The organism is Mucilaginibacter sp. Bleaf8, assembly GCF_018390515.1.
Taxonomy (GTDB): Bacteria; Bacteroidota; Bacteroidia; order Sphingobacteriales; family Sphingobacteriaceae; genus Mucilaginibacter.
This window is the reverse complement of sequence record NZ_JAHBBK010000002.1, coordinates 141,269-152,947: the sequence shown is the minus strand read 5'-3', so window position 1 is coordinate 152,947 and position 11,679 is coordinate 141,269. Positions and strand designations below refer to the sequence as shown.

Annotated in this window: 11 protein-coding genes, 4 tRNA genes and 1 pseudogene; 11 read left to right on the top strand and 5 right to left on the bottom strand. The window is 43.3% G+C overall.

The window, feature by feature from the left end; genetic code table 11:
- Positions 1-143: 143 nt before the first annotated feature.
- Entirely contained in the window at positions 144-299 is a 156-nt protein-coding gene (locus tag KHS38_RS09635) for a hypothetical protein (protein ID WP_213488352.1), read from the bottom strand.
- Positions 300-369: 70 nt separating this feature from the next.
- Between KHS38_RS09635 and KHS38_RS09630 the strand changes: the two genes are divergently transcribed.
- The 3 genes from KHS38_RS09630 (at position 370) to KHS38_RS09620 (ending at position 2,872) form a co-directional block, all read left to right on the top strand.
- Positions 370-1,182 (top strand): hypothetical protein, encoded by an 813-nt coding sequence (locus tag KHS38_RS09630; protein ID WP_213488351.1) that lies wholly within the window; start codon positions 370-372, stop codon positions 1,180-1,182.
- Between the two features lie 528 nt (positions 1,183-1,710).
- Complete coding sequence (locus KHS38_RS09625; protein WP_213488350.1) at positions 1,711-2,226, top strand: glycoside hydrolase family 73 protein; 516 nt, start codon at positions 1,711-1,713, stop codon at positions 2,224-2,226.
- A gap of 193 nt (positions 2,227-2,419) precedes the next feature.
- Entirely contained in the window at positions 2,420-2,872 is a 453-nt protein-coding gene (locus KHS38_RS09620; RefSeq protein ID WP_213488349.1) for a hypothetical protein, read from the top strand.
- A gap of 20 nt (positions 2,873-2,892) precedes the next feature.
- Here KHS38_RS09620 and KHS38_RS09615 read toward each other — a convergent pair whose 3' ends face one another.
- Positions 2,893-3,267 carry an AraC family ligand binding domain-containing protein gene (locus KHS38_RS09615; RefSeq protein ID WP_213488348.1) on the bottom strand — a complete coding sequence of 125 codons (375 nt, stop codon included), beginning with the start codon at positions 3,265-3,267 and terminating at the stop codon, positions 2,893-2,895.
- A gap of 199 nt (positions 3,268-3,466) precedes the next feature.
- Here KHS38_RS09615 and KHS38_RS09610 point away from each other — a divergent pair, with 199 nt between their 5' ends.
- Complete coding sequence (locus KHS38_RS09610; protein WP_213488347.1) at positions 3,467-3,754, top strand: hypothetical protein; 288 nt, start codon at positions 3,467-3,469, stop codon at positions 3,752-3,754.
- 42 nt (positions 3,755-3,796) lie between these two features.
- Here the strand turns inward: KHS38_RS09610 and KHS38_RS09605 are convergent.
- Both KHS38_RS09605 and KHS38_RS09600 read right to left on the bottom strand, forming a co-directional pair.
- Positions 3,797-3,880, bottom strand: a tRNA-Leu gene (locus tag KHS38_RS09605).
- A gap of 86 nt (positions 3,881-3,966) precedes the next feature.
- Positions 3,967-4,050, bottom strand: a tRNA-Leu gene (locus KHS38_RS09600).
- Positions 4,051-4,246: 196 nt separating this feature from the next.
- Here KHS38_RS09600 and KHS38_RS09595 point away from each other — a divergent pair.
- The 5 genes from KHS38_RS09595 to KHS38_RS09575 all read left to right on the top strand — a co-directional run bounded on the left by KHS38_RS09595 (position 4,247) and on the right by KHS38_RS09575 (position 8,114).
- Positions 4,247-4,684: a DUF2147 domain-containing protein gene (locus tag KHS38_RS09595; RefSeq protein ID WP_213488346.1), complete on the top strand. Its 438-nt coding sequence runs from the start codon at positions 4,247-4,249 to the stop codon at positions 4,682-4,684.
- A gap of 57 nt (positions 4,685-4,741) precedes the next feature.
- Entirely contained in the window at positions 4,742-5,716 is a 975-nt protein-coding gene (locus KHS38_RS09590; protein WP_213488345.1) for a WD40/YVTN/BNR-like repeat-containing protein, read from the top strand.
- A 128-nt stretch (positions 5,717-5,844) separates the two neighbouring features.
- Positions 5,845-5,917 (top strand) — tRNA-Lys (locus KHS38_RS09585).
- A 121-nt stretch (positions 5,918-6,038) separates the two neighbouring features.
- Positions 6,039-6,111: transfer RNA gene (locus KHS38_RS09580), tRNA-Lys, on the top strand.
- A gap of 374 nt (positions 6,112-6,485) precedes the next feature.
- Positions 6,486-8,114: an ArnT family glycosyltransferase gene (locus tag KHS38_RS09575; RefSeq protein ID WP_213488344.1), complete on the top strand. Its 1,629-nt coding sequence runs from the start codon at positions 6,486-6,488 to the stop codon at positions 8,112-8,114.
- Positions 8,115-8,186: 72 nt separating this feature from the next.
- Here the strand turns inward: KHS38_RS09575 and KHS38_RS09570 are convergent, their stop codons facing one another.
- Positions 8,187-8,540 carry a hypothetical protein gene (locus tag KHS38_RS09570; protein ID WP_213488343.1) on the bottom strand — a complete coding sequence of 118 codons (354 nt, stop codon included), beginning with the start codon at positions 8,538-8,540 and terminating at the stop codon, positions 8,187-8,189.
- A 188-nt stretch (positions 8,541-8,728) separates the two neighbouring features.
- On the opposite strand from KHS38_RS09570, the gene KHS38_RS09565 reads away from it, so the two are divergent.
- Both KHS38_RS09565 and KHS38_RS09555 read left to right on the top strand, forming a co-directional pair.
- On the top strand, positions 8,729-10,174 hold the full coding sequence (locus KHS38_RS09565) for an RtcB family protein (RefSeq protein WP_213488342.1): 1,446 nt from the start codon (positions 8,729-8,731) through the stop codon (positions 10,172-10,174).
- 51 nt (positions 10,175-10,225) lie between these two features.
- Positions 10,226-11,629, top strand: a pseudogene (locus KHS38_RS09555) (KAP family P-loop NTPase fold protein).
- The last annotated feature ends 50 nt before the right edge of the window (positions 11,630-11,679 follow it).

Sequence of the window (11,679 nt, the reverse complement as noted above, 5' to 3'; positions counted from 1 at the left end):
GAGGCGGTTACATCCGCAAGGGAGTTGGCACAAGGATCTCAAATGATTGCCGATGGACAGGTAACATTTAGGGGGAATGGAGTAAATAGCTTCTCATTGGCTCTTTCTTTTGGCTGTGTAATAACAGGCTTTACAATTGAAAATTATGCTTCGGTAGCATTTAGAAACGGGGTGATAAACTGCATGGTCAGAAATTGTCCCAGCGTTGTTCCTGGTATTTCTAACGCAATTGTCAGCAACAGTATTTTTGTCAATTGTACAATAAATGGCCAACCTAATATAACTTCTTCGATTTTCATCGATTGTGTGCTGACTGGGCCTATAGTTTATATGCAAAGCTCTTACTTCAATGGAAATTGTTTGTTAACCATGAATATGGTGTCTACGGTGACAAACAACCCAGACTTTAATAACATTATGGGGATGCTCCGCAATGGAACAAATGGTATATATAAAAATCTTGCCGACTTTAAAGCCGACTTTCCTACATACAATATTAATAGTATTAATCTACCACCTAAGTTTAACAATCCAGCGAAGTATGACTTTACCCTGCAAGCCGACAGTCCGCATATCGGGGCGGGCAGTGCTGATGGTTCAAAAAACATAGGCGGTACCAGTTATGGCGTACCATATGTGGCTGGTCTTGCACCGCAATGGTTAGAAGCGAACAGCGCGGTGATTAGCCGGAGTGATGGCAGCACCCCCGACTTAGTTCTGAGCGGTAACGATTTAGTGCTAGCACCAGGGAAGGTATCCGGCCAGATAACATCGGCACCAATGCGTATTTCGCTAAACCCAGCAGCAATACAACTGCTACAATACAATGGCTTTTTAGGGTTTAACAAAAGCCAGGCAGGCGGTTCAGCCACCAATAACAATGTACCGGACGCAAATGTACATGCCGGTAATACCACAAACGGTGCTGGTAATCCCGATAGATTATCTTATGAAATGCGCTGGACGGATAATGATGTAATGCCTGGCTCGGATGTGGACTGGACCGTGACACCAATTGTTACTCCGGGCACTTTCCTTCATTTTGAATGGAATACGCAGCCCATGTTCGACACAATGGGCTTTGGCAATGGAAATGCCTTGTTCAATAAAAATGCTAGTCCATCACCTGTATCAGCGGTATGGATCCAAGTCAGGGTCACCTTAACCAACAACTATGTATAGTATCACTATTGTAGTTAAGGCCGCCCAAAGCATCGAGCCTCTAAAAGGATTTAAGGGACTCACCATCACGACCAATAAGAAGCAAACAATGGAGCCGCCAATCGGCTTTAAAGGAATATGTGTAGTAATTTTAGCTTCACAAACTGGCAATATGGCTAAAATTGTTCATTACAAATGACCCCTCCAAAATCGCAGTTTAGATACTAAGCTAATAACAGTTAATTTCTATGATAGTTATTCCCATGCATTAAGCTACTTTACATTTATAAGATTTTATAAGTGTAAGCTTATACTATAAATTAATCTTCCCTAATAACCGAGGAGCACAATCAGTATATTTAAATTTTGCGACTATATCCATTAAGTAAGACGTATTCACCGATAGCTATCTGTGCCAGCCGCCAGATATCAAACATCACAAAGTGATGTTCTCCGTCTTAGGTATTATAAGTATTCTTAAAAAGAACAATACCCATATTACAACTTTTCTTAATTCAATCATAAATCCTCAAATCCTTTTTTAATGCCATGCAAACCCCAACCACCTTCATTAATCACATTGCACCAACCGCCATCGCTGCATGCGATGGAAAAAGACTTTTCCCATCATTAATGATAGCACAAGCGTGTCTTGAAAGTAATTACGGTCAATCTAAATTATCTTCATTACACAACAACTTCTTCGGAATTAAAGCCAGTGCGGGATGGAAAGGAGCTGTAGCAACTTTCAATACCACTGAGTATGTAAAGCAAAGGAAAATAGTAATTCAACAAAGTTTCAGATCGTATCCTTCACTGGAAGCTGGCTTCGCCGACAGGACGCGTTTTTTACAGGTAAACCCTCGGTACGCATCAAATGGTGTTTTTAAGGCTAAATCACCAGAAGAGCAGGCCCTTTGCTTTTTAAAAGCCGGTTACGCAACCGATCCTTCCTACCCTCAAAAGCTTGTGCGTATCATTAATCAATATAATCTCAAAAAATATGACAGCTTATGCAAAACGTCAAATCCCTCTATCACTACTTCAACTACAAACCCCATGTAGGTATTCTATCAGCCATATCAAGCTACCTGATCGCCATCCAGGGGCTGTTGCTTACTGATGAAACACTACGACTGGTTGCAGCCATATCCTCATGTGCAGCATGTATTGTGGGTTGCGCTACGGCTTTATCCTGGATAATACGTAGCCTGTTCTGGCTTAAAAAAGTCTATTTAACTTTTAAAAATAAAAAAACATGAGTTTATCTAACTGGCTTAAAAAATTATGGAAAGCAATCCGGTCTATCTTTAATGGCTTTCCGGCAAACTTAAAGAAGGCTGTTCACACGGGCGTTATCATTACCGAAAACATCAAGAAATTTGTTGAATCCCCGGCGGCAGATATATTAACAGCCATTATACCAGGCGACCTTGACGAAAAAGTAAAGGTTGCATTACGCAAATCTTTACCTGCTATTTTGATACAGCTCAAATTGGCCGACAAATGCAGCCAGGCATCAACGCCCGAAGCCATTACTGCTTGTGCCATAGAAACAATTCAAACTTTAACTGGCGACATCAAAAGCGCTTTCCTGCACAACTTATCAATCATGATTGCCCAAGTTGCAGCCGACGGGAAGCTAAGCTGGCAAGATGGCGTATATATCATGGAATGGTACTACCAGCACAAATTTAACACAGCAGAATAATAAGCCTTATTGAGTCTGTATCAAACGTCTTCTACTCCTTCATCAGCCACAAAGTTTAATCCTGTATTTTCATTAAACACAACATAAGCCCGCTGCCACGGATCATCACCCAGTAACCGCCATTTATGCCCCGATCCGGTGGTATCCATCGCTATCAATACCTCTCCCGGTTTCAATAAAAAAGTTTCGCCTTGGTAAGTGGTAAACTCCAGGGTACCGCGCAAATTAATCACAAATTGTACAGTAGGCGCCGGATGCCAATCGTAAACAGAACCTGGAGGCGATTCTTGAAAGCGAATGGATTCTGCCTGTGTGATAACAGCTTCTGATACATTGCCCGACTTAAAATAAGAGTGTCCATCCGGACCTGTATATAAATGGTATGCCTTAATCATATTATTATTTATTCGGCTATATTAGTAAATTAGGTAACTATAATTATTGCAGCTACAACAATATACTACCAGTTTTCAAGACAAATAGTTTGCTTGTGCATAAAGTAGATAGCCAAATGAGAACACATGTAGCCACTCATTTAAGATACAAACATTTTTACTTACTCGCCTGTCAATAAGCTAATAGATCAAATATTTTATGGAACCATTTGAAATACCAGTAGGACCAAGTCAGCGGCAGTTAAGAATTGAACCGCAATCAGATAGCAATACATTTAAAATTTTTGCTGTGGATACCTATCAGGACTGGATAGATCATGAACAGGCAAGGTCTGTTGATATTCCTGCAGACGGACTGTTAGGCACAATCAAGATTAAGAGTGAACGGGATTTTACATTTGATGGTGTTGGCGCGTTTTCCGGTGACGAATTACTAGGCATTGCAGCGCAGATAGTAAGACATCCTTCTTATGGACAGCCTTCCTGAGAGCATAAAAAAAGCGGATAAACATTTATCCGCTTTTTTTTGTGCCCAGAACGAGATTCGAACTCGTACATCCGTACGGATGCCACCCCCTCAAGATGGTGCGTCTACCAATTTCGCCACCTGGGCTGTTGCCTAAAAATAAAATAGCACCCTAAGAAAGTGCTATTTTATTTTTGTATTAAGATCAAGACTTTTGACTTGATTTGATGGTGTGCCCAGGGAGAGACTCGAACTCTCAAGAGACAATTCTCAACGGCTTCTGAGACCGCAACGTTTACCAATTTCGCCACCTGGGCTGATTTTCAGACTTAATTTATGAAGTGTAATTATTAGCTTTTCAAGCCATCACTCATAAACACAAGCCCTTATCAGTATTGAGGCTGCAAATATAGCAGTTAATCATAATAACACTAACTATTTTGAAAAATATTTTTCACTTATTTGCTATCCTCCTAAATACCTGATACTTTAGAATTCATTTAATTTAAAATTATGATTAAGAAAGTAAGTTTTTCGATATTACTATTTAGTATCTTAACTGCTACCACTGCTTTAGCACAACGTGCTGACGACATTTTGGGTAGATGGGTAAACTCAAGCGGCGAAGGGCAAATACAAATTTATAAGAAAGGAAGTGAGTACTTTGGAAAGCTATCCTGGATAAAACTTCCTAATGATGAAGCCGGGAAACCCAAAACCGACAAAAAAAACCCTGATCCTGCACTTCGGTCGCGCCCAATATTAGGATTGGAAATATTGAAGGACTTCACCTTTGACGATGATACTTATGAAGGCGGTACCATCTATGACCCTAAGAGCGGCAAAACCTACAGTTGCAAAATGACTTTAGATGGCACCCGCTTAAAAATGCGTGGCTATATTGGTGTATCCCTGCTTGGACGTACTGAAATTTGGACACGTGTCAAATAAAAGAGGATGAAGAATCTTTTATATACCGTTACTCTATTACTGAGTAGTTATTTATGCATGGCTCAATCTGTTAATTTAATAGAACACGGCAAGCCATGTAGTATACGTGGGCTCTCTGTTGTTGATGAACATATAACCTGGGTAAGTGGTAGTAAGGGTCATATAGCTAAAAGTACCGATGGCGGCGTTACCTGGCAATGGCAGCAAGTAGAAGGCTTTGAACAAGCTGATTTTAGAGATATCGAGGCTTTTTCGGATAAACAAGCTATCATCATGAGTTCGGGCACGCCAGCGCTTATTTTAAAAACCATTGATGGCGGCCGGAGTTGGAAGACAGTGTATCGAAATGATGACCAAGCTTACTTTTTAGACGCTATGGCATTTTCGGCCGATGGTAAGACGGGGTACATTTTAGGCGACCCCATTGACAACAAATTTCTAATACTTGAAACTAACGATCACGGTTCAAGCTGGCATAGTTTCGCTTACCTTCCCCCTGCCCAGCCCCAGGAGGCGGCCTTTGCTGCCAGCGGAACATGTTTGCAATTAACCGGAAGCAACCCTACCCCGGCGTTTGTTACGGGTGGATCAAGCGCTCAGTTCATTGAATACCTGAGCAGTAAAAAGTCTTGGCAAGCAATTCAGCTATCACTGGCACATGGCAAAGCATCGCAGGGTGCATTTTCATTTACTCACGGGCCAGACCGTATTATTTTTACAGGCGGCGATTATGCGACGCCCAACAACAGCGATTCTGTAACCTGCATTTCACCAAAGCATCCATATAAAAACAATCATCAACTACACCTAAGCCAGCAACAGCCAGCCGGGTACCAATCTTGTGTTATTGAACTTTCAAAGGCTAGCTACCTGTCTACCGGCACCTCGGGTACTAATATCAGCACGGATAACGGGGAAACATGGCGACTGATTGATAACACAAGCTTCAATGTTTGCCAGAAAGCTAAGCGTGGGAAACTGGTTTTACTGGCGGGCGACAAAGGTAAGATCGCAATTTTAAAAAATCATTAAGCTGACAATAAAGCGTTTAGTTTATTCGTTACAATTATTTTTATTTATCTCTTGCACACAATTACAAATAGCCCTATATTTGCACCACTTTAAAGGAAACGGTTAAACGTTTCTGATATCGAAGTGATGATTCCGTAGCTCAGCCGGTAGAGCATAACACTTTTAATGTTGGGGTCCTGGGTTCGAGTCCCAGCGGGATCACGGAGATAAAAAACAAAAGGCCTTCCGCGAAGGAAGGCCTTAAAATTGAAAAGCTTAATACGCATTAACGTAATGTTTAAATTAATCACCGGTGATTGATGATATGCGCAAATAAAAAATTGATTCCGTAGCTCAGCCGGTAGAGCATAACACTTTTAATGTTGGGGTCCTGGGTTCGAGTCCCAGCGGGATCACTAAAAGCAAGCTAACTTTAGCTTGCTTTTTTTGTTTAAAGCCAAATTTAAACTTTGTAAGTTCAGCCCCATTCTCAATAGCACCAAACTCCTTTAATATATCTTATCCCGTGATTTACATCAATCCTAATTGCGATACTTTCGATAACGTTCGCACAATTCAGTACCCCTCACAACAAAGTCAAAAGCACTTACAAACCCAATTAATCCACATTTCTTACTAATTTAGACTATCATTTAATTCATATTTTACCGTTCCTCTGCATATTGTCGGTAAAATCGGTTTGTGGCGTTGTATATTTGCGGCCGATTTTCACACACAACTACGCCGCTACTGCCGGCACAATTAACACACATTACAAGCAAACTATTGCATGAAACAACTAACCGAAAGCAATGCCTACCGCTACAGCCTGTGGCTTATTGGCATTACCTTTTTACTGCGTTTGTATGTAGCCGCCTTTACCGGTTTGGGTATAGGCGAATCCTACTACTTTCGCGGGGCAATGCACCTCGACCTGAGTTATTTCGACCAGCCGCCACTGTTTTTTTGGCTGGGTGGATTGAGCATTAAGCTGTTTGGGCTTACCACGCTGGGGCTGCGGTTTCCGTCGGTATTATTATTTGCAGGTACCGCCTGGTTTTTGTTTTTGGTTACACGGTTGCTGTTTAATGCACGGGCGGGCTTTTGGGCAGTGCTGCTTATAAACCTGAGTGCCGTATTTACCATCCCTATTGCCTGCTGGTTTCAGCCCGATGCACCGCTGATGTTTTTTTGGATGCTGAGCACCTACTTTATTTTGCGGCTGCTGCTTTTACAGCAAAGTACCCAAAGCCAAATTAACTGGCACAGCGGCAAAATATACCTGCAATGGCTGCTTATTGGCTTATGCATGGGGTTGGCTATACTGAGCAAGTACCATGTTGTCTTTTTATTTATCGGGGTATTTGCATTCATCATCACCAATAAAAACCAACGGCACTGGCTTACCCACCCCGGCCCCTATCTGGCCGTGTTGCTGTCTATCATCATTGCATCGCCGGTTATCTGGTGGAACTATGAGAACAACTGGGTATCGTTCGTGTTCCAGGGATCGCGGGCAGGCGCTTCGGGTAGTAAGTTTCATTTGCACTTTGATTGGTTTTTCCGCAGCATATTAGGGCAGGCGATATGGCTGCTGCCCTGGATATGGGTACCCATGATTGTGCAATTCATCAAAAGCTTTAAGCTGCGCAACCAGCAGCAATCGTATAGCTTTATCTTTTGGGTATCGGTGTTTCCGCTGGTGTTTTTTACGCTGGTTACTTTGTGGAGCGATTTACAGTACCACTTTCACTGGCAGGCACCCGGCTACATGATGCTGTTCATACCGCTGGGCTACGCTATTGACAACAGCCTGAGCAAGGCAGGCTCGCCCAACTATCTTTTAACCAAGCGCTGGATGCGGTTCACCATCTGGTTTACCGTAATTACCATCAGTGTTATTACCATACACATGGTTACGGGTTTTTGGCAGGCATACGGACCCAAATGGGTGGTACAACGTGGTGGCGGCAAATCTGACCCTACCATGCAGGGGGTTGATTACGATGACATTTACACCCGTTTTGAAAAAGAAGGCTGGCTGCAAAACAAGCACGTATTTACCGGCAGCACCCGCTGGTGGCTTACCGGCAAGGTAGACTGGGCCCTGAAAGGCCAAAAATCTATCATTGTGTTTGATGAAGACCCGCGCAACCTGGCTTTTTTGGTGGATCCGAAAACGCTGATTGGCGATGATGCCGTAATATTCGGGCAGGAACACCAGGCCAGCATACCGCTCAACGTAGTACCGTTTTTTGACGAGGTAAAGCAACTGCCCGATGTTATTGTACACCGCAACGGCGTTGGCGAACTGCACCTGCAGGTATATTACTGCAAACGCTTCCATCTGCCTAAGCAGCCGCTGGAGCAGTTTCCGGTTTACCGCCAGCTTACGGGCAGGCCGCCTTTTGGCAAGTAAAATTTACGCAATCATCAACAAGCCCTTTCTGCCGAGCAGAAAGGGCTTGTTGCTTTTACAGGTTTGCGGCTGTTAATGACCGTTCTGGCTATCTACACCCGGATTGTTTACGGTTTTCTTTTTGTTGGATGTACCTGCCTTTTTGCTGTACTTGTTTTTGCTGGCCCGCTCCTTTGTTTTTTGCTGCGCCGAAATTTGCTTTTTCTGCTGACCGGAATCTTTAGTGGTGGCGGTGGCACCTGCGCCGTGCGTGCCGGTAGGGTTAAAAGGCACACCCTGGTCGGTGCGTACGCGTGCAGTATTAGCCGTGTTGTTTTTTAAACTTTTTTGCGATTGCACCTGCTTATCTTGGCTTTGCGCCCATGCGCCGCCGGTGCAAAAAAGCAGGGCAGCCATTACGGTGGTTAATGCTATCTTCTTCATCATTTCATTCCTCTTTGTTGTATCAGGATAACAAGCCACACATACAGCGGTTTTTAAATTTATTTCTTTAAAAGAAAATCTAGTCTCCAACAAAAATCATAAAACAGCAACCCATTCCACATCTTTTGCTGTTATAAATATTGTTAATTGAAGTACAAAACTTAAAACTCCCCTTTAGGGGACCTGGGCATATGGAAAAAATAAGCAACAGCGATATAACGGCATTGGGTGTGGCAGACCTGGATTTACTGGTACAGTTTAGCCGTGTAGCCAATGGCTTGTTAAAGCATGGGGTAATGGACAAGGCCGAAATACTCACCAACCTTGAGTCGGTTATTATTGACCCGATGCCTTATGCCAAACAGGGCGGTAAGTTTAAAAACATAGCCGACGAGGTGATACGTCTGCGGCAGGAAGGCAAGTTCCCGGCGCCCGAGCATAAGGTACAGCAATTGAAGAAGGAAATTGCCGACTTTCCGGTTTATGGCATGGAGCATATTGAGCCGGGTGCGCTGGCCCAAATGCGCAATGCCATACAGCTACCTATCTCGGTAGCCGGGGCGCTGATGCCCGATGCCCACCAGGGCTACGGCCTGCCCATTGGCGGGGTGCTGGCTACCAGTGCAGATGCCATTATACCCTACGCGGTGGGCGTGGATATTGCCTGCCGCATGTGCCTCAGCATATTTGACATGCCTGCCCGCGCGGTAGATACCCAGCAGGAACAGCTAAAAAGCCTGCTGCTTAAAAACACGCACTTTGGCATGGGCAGCGAAACCAAACACCACTTTGATACCAGCTTATTTGACCACCGCGAGTGGAAAGCTACCAAGCTGCTGCGCGATTTGCGCGACAAGGCCTACCGCCAGCTGGGCACCTCGGGCACGGGCAACCATTTTGTGGAGTGGGGCGAGCTATCGGTTGATGAGGGTGTGCTGGAGGGCGTACCTGCGGGCCGCTACCTGGCCCTGCTGTCGCACTCGGGTTCGCGGGGGTTTGGGGCGGGTGTGGCCAACCACTACTCGGGCATTGCCATGAAAAAAACGCAGCTGCCGCATGAGGTGCGCCACCTGGCCTGGCTGGATCTGGATACCGAAGAAGGGCAGGAATACTGGCTGAGCATGAACCTGGCCGGCGACTATGCCAGCGCCAACCACCACGAAATACACAATAAAATAGCGCGCGACCTGCAACTGCAACCCCTGCTGCGCATCGAAAACCACCACAACTTTGCCTGGCAGGAACAACTGGCCGACGGCACGCCCGTAATGGTGCACCGCAAAGGCGCCACCCCTGCCGGCGATGGTGTGCTGGGTATTATACCGGGCAGCATGAGCACACCGGGCTTTGTGGTGCGCGGCAAGGGCAACCCCGAATCCATCAACTCGGCCAGCCACGGGGCGGGACGGGTGATGAGCCGCAATGTGGCCTTTAAAACCCTGAAACGCGAACTGGTACAGGCCGAACTGCTCGACAAAAAGATAACCCTGCTGGGCTCCGACCTGGACGAAGCCCCCATGGTTTACAAAAACATCCACGCCGTAATGGAAGCCCAGCACGATTTGGTGGATGTGTTAGCGAAATTTATGCCGCGCATTGTTAGGATGGCGGATGCAAAGGAAAGGCCGGAGGATTAATGGGCGATTGAGCTAAATATTTATATCTTAGTTACAAAACAACCACCCTTAATGAACATAAAGCATCACGATTTAGTCATTCCTCAGGATGATCCTTTTAAAAATTGCAAGCTCGATAGAAAACAATATGCTATAGCGCTTACAAGCATCATTCAGACCTACCCTACTGGGTTCGTTCTATCCATAAATAACTCATGGGGAACTGGAAAAACTACGTTTTTGAAAATGTGGCAATAAGCATTGCAAAACGAAAATTATAGAGCATTATATTTCAACGCTTGGGAAAACGATTTTGACAACAGCCCCTTAACTGCAATTATGGGAGAATTGAAATCATTAAACCCTAAAGACGATGATAACTCGTTTAGATCTTTGATTCAGAAAGGTGCCCTTATTTCAAAAAATCTGGTCCCTCTTGTTATTAAAACTATAGTTGAAAAATATATTGATGTAAAAGAAGTAAGCGATATAATAAATAATGTCACAGAATCAGCAGCTGAAATTTTCAAAGATGAGATTGATGAGTATGCGAAGAAAAAACAGGGGTTAAAAGATTTCAGGCGAGCCCTTGAGAGTTTTATTCGTAATAATGGTGAAGGCAAACCTATTATATTTATTGTTGACGAATTAGATAGATGCCGTCCAAGTTACGCGGTTGAGGTCTTAGAGCAAGTCAAACACTTTTTTAATGTTCCCAATATAATCTTCATCCTTTCAATTGATAAAGTCCAATTATCAAATTCAATAAAAGGATTTTATGGCAGTGAACAATTTGATTCTACCGAATATTTAAAACGTTTTATAGATCTGGAATTTAGAATGCCCTTACCTAATAGAAAAGCTTTTCTAAACTATCTATTTAGCTATTTTGAATTTGATACCTTTTTTAAGTCGCAAGATCGATCTCAATACAGAGAGTTTACGGAAGACATCAATCTATTCTTAGAGCTTTCTTATACTCTATTTGAGAAAAAAGGGCTTACGCTAAGACAGGAAGAGAAATTATTTGCCCATGCACGGCTGGGATTACATTCATTTAAAATGAACAACTATGTCTTTCCTTGTCTATACATTTTTTTAATTTATTTAAAAGATTTTAACAACGATTTTTATAAAAAATTGCAAGGGAGGCAACATAGTCCGCAAGAGATTATAACTGAATTAGAAAGTATTTATCCGACGAATATCGAAGAAAAGCATATCTACCCCTACGCTATTGTAGAAGCACAAATTGCACTATTTTATAATAATTACTACAATGAGATCAATTCTTATAAAAGCCAAATAATTGAAAGAGAGTCAAGTAGCACAGTCAAATACCACCTCCTTATCAATACAAGATGGGATTCTTATGTATTAGATTACTTGACACGATTCGATCGCTCCAACTTTACTTCACTAACGATAGACTACCTGTTGAAAAAAATTGACTTGTTGGAAGCTATAGAAATGTAATAATGCTTCTTCCCTCGTGCCACAAGCGTCTCCCCTTTGTAGTTTACAAT

What these genes read in the sequence shown, in the direction of transcription:
- KHS38_RS09615 (WP_213488348.1), bottom strand. Translation starts at nt 3,267, where the DNA reads ATGATTAAGGCATACCATTTATATACAGGTCCGGATGGACACTCTTAT.
- KHS38_RS09635 (WP_213488352.1), bottom strand. Translation starts at nt 299, where the DNA reads ATGAAAATCGAAGAAGTTATATTAGGTTGGCCATTTATTGTACAATTG.
- KHS38_RS09625 (WP_213488350.1), top strand. Translation starts at nt 1,711, where the DNA reads ATGCAAACCCCAACCACCTTCATTAATCACATTGCACCAACCGCCATC.
- KHS38_RS09590 (WP_213488345.1), top strand. Translation starts at nt 4,742, where the DNA reads ATGGCTCAATCTGTTAATTTAATAGAACACGGCAAGCCATGTAGTATA.
- KHS38_RS09630 (WP_213488351.1), top strand. Translation starts at nt 370, where the DNA reads ATGAATATGGTGTCTACGGTGACAAACAACCCAGACTTTAATAACATT.
- KHS38_RS09570 (WP_213488343.1), bottom strand. Translation starts at nt 8,540, where the DNA reads ATGATGAAGAAGATAGCATTAACCACCGTAATGGCTGCCCTGCTTTTT.
- KHS38_RS09565 (WP_213488342.1), top strand. Translation starts at nt 8,729, where the DNA reads ATGGAAAAAATAAGCAACAGCGATATAACGGCATTGGGTGTGGCAGAC.
- KHS38_RS09575 (WP_213488344.1), top strand. Translation starts at nt 6,486, where the DNA reads ATGAAACAACTAACCGAAAGCAATGCCTACCGCTACAGCCTGTGGCTT.
- KHS38_RS09595 (WP_213488346.1), top strand. Translation starts at nt 4,247, where the DNA reads ATGATTAAGAAAGTAAGTTTTTCGATATTACTATTTAGTATCTTAACT.
- KHS38_RS09610 (WP_213488347.1), top strand. Translation starts at nt 3,467, where the DNA reads ATGGAACCATTTGAAATACCAGTAGGACCAAGTCAGCGGCAGTTAAGA.
- KHS38_RS09620 (WP_213488349.1), top strand. Translation starts at nt 2,420, where the DNA reads ATGAGTTTATCTAACTGGCTTAAAAAATTATGGAAAGCAATCCGGTCT.